The organism is Falsiroseomonas oryzae (assembly GCF_027856955.1).
GTDB classification, from domain to species: Bacteria; Pseudomonadota; Alphaproteobacteria; order Acetobacterales; family Acetobacteraceae; genus Falsiroseomonas; species Falsiroseomonas oryzae.
In genome coordinates, this window is sequence record NZ_JAPSMD010000718.1 from 1 (window position 1) to 1,752 (window position 1,752).

The 1,752-nt window shown below is 74.7% G+C and carries 3 protein-coding genes; 2 read left to right on the forward strand and 1 reads right to left on the reverse strand.

Features of this window, described 5'->3' with window-relative positions:
* Both OZN99_RS30985 and OZN99_RS30990 read left to right on the forward strand, forming a co-directional pair.
* A partial coding sequence (locus OZN99_RS30985; RefSeq protein WP_270939048.1) for an IclR family transcriptional regulator occupies positions 1–227 on the forward strand: 227 nt, incomplete at its 5' end.
* A complete protein-coding gene (locus tag OZN99_RS30990) occupies positions 224–1,408 on the forward strand; it encodes a CaiB/BaiF CoA transferase family protein (protein ID WP_270939049.1) in 1,185 nt (394 codons plus the stop codon). The genes OZN99_RS30985 and OZN99_RS30990, both read left to right, overlap by 4 nt.
* Before the next feature lie 69 nt (positions 1,409–1,477).
* Here OZN99_RS30990 and OZN99_RS30995 read toward each other — a convergent pair.
* A partial coding sequence (locus OZN99_RS30995) for a universal stress protein (RefSeq protein WP_270939050.1) occupies positions 1,478–1,752 on the reverse strand: 275 nt, incomplete at its 5' end.

Sequence of the window (1,752 nt, forward strand, 5' to 3'; positions counted from 1 at the left end):
CGACCTTCGGCGAGCGCAATCCGGAGACCGCCGCGGTCGCTGCCGCGGTGTTCGGCACGCAGGGCTTGGCCGGCGCGCTCGGCATCTCCGGCCCGCGCGCGCGCATCGCCGCCCGCGCCGACGAACACCGCGACCTGGTGGCGCGCGCCGCCGCCGACCTCACACGCCGCCTCGGCGGCGATTTTGCCCCGCGCCGGTCCGGCGACGACCTGGGAGCCCCGTCATGACCTCGCCCACCCCGCTCAAGGGCCTGAACGTCGTCGAGTTCACCCACATGGTCATGGGCCCGACCGCTGGCATGGCGCTGGCCGATCTCGGCGCCTCGGTGGTGAAGGTGGAGCCCGCGCCGGACGGCGACACGACGCGCCGCCTCACCGGCTCCGGCACCGGCTTCTACCCGGCCTTCGGCCGCGGCCGGCGCAGCCTGGCGGTGGACATGAAGACGCCGGAGGGCATGGCACTGGTGAGGAAGCTCCTCGCCCGCGCCGACGTGGTGATCGAGAACTTCCGCCCCGGCGCCATGGCGAAGCTCGGCCTGGGCTATGCGCAGCTCAGCGCGGAGAATCCGCGGCTGGTCTACTGCTCCTGCAAGGGCTTCCTGCCCGGCCCCTACGAGCACCGCACCGCGCTGGACGAGGTGGTGCAGATGATGGGCGGCCTGGCCTACATGACCGGGCTGGAGGGCCGGCCGCTGCGCGCCGGGTCCAGCGTGATCGACATCATGGGCGGGCTCTCCGCCGTCGTCGGCATCCTCGCCGCGCTGCGCGAACGGGAAACCACGGGCAGGGGCGGCGAGGTGCAGGCCGGCCTGTTCGAGACGGTGGCCCTGCTGATGGCCCAGCACATGGCGCAGACCCGCATCACCGGCACCGCGCCCCCGCCCATGTCCGTCCGCACGCCGGCCTGGCCGGTCTACGACGTGTTCGACACGTCGGATGGCGGCCAGGTCTTCGTCGGCGTCGTCACCGACACGCAATGGCCCGCCTTCTGCGCCGCCTTCGGCCTGCAGGACCTGGCCGAGGACCCGACGCTCGCCACCAAGAACCAGCGGGTGCAGAGCCGCGCCCGCACCCTGCCGCGCATCGCCGCAGCGCTGCGCGGCTGGACCAAGCCAGCGCTGATGGCGAAGTGCGAGGCGCTCGGACTGCCCTTCGCGCCCATCGGCAGGCCCGCCGACCTCTTCGACGACCCGCACCTGACCGGCAGCGGCGGGCTGGTGCCGGTCACCCTGCCCGATGGCCGCATGACGGCGCTGCCCGCCCTGCCCGTCAGCCTGGACGGCGCCCGCCCCGGCGGCACCGGCGATCTGCGCCCGCCCGGCGCGGATGGCGCGGCGATCGCGGCGGAGCTGGGCTATTCGGCGGACGAGATCGCCGCGCTGCGGGAGAAGCGCATCATCACGGGCTGATGCGCCCTGCATGCGGGGCGACCCGATTCAGACCTCCGGGCCTGGCGTCCCTGCGGTCATCGGGGCGCCTCACCCGTCGATGAACACCGGCACGCGCGAATCGCGCAGCAGGCGGTGCGTCGTGCTGCCCGCCAGCAGCCGCATCAGGCTCGAGCCGCCGAAGGCGCCCATCACTATCAGCCGCGCGCCGATCCCCTCCGCCTCCGCCACCAACAGCTCCGCCGCGTCGCCGCCGACGATGGGCAGCGGCTCCGCGGCCAGGCCGTGCCGGCGCAGGATGGCCGCGCCCTCCTCGGCCAGCGCCAGCGCGTCCTCGCGCGCGCCGGCCACCGCGGCCACCCGCA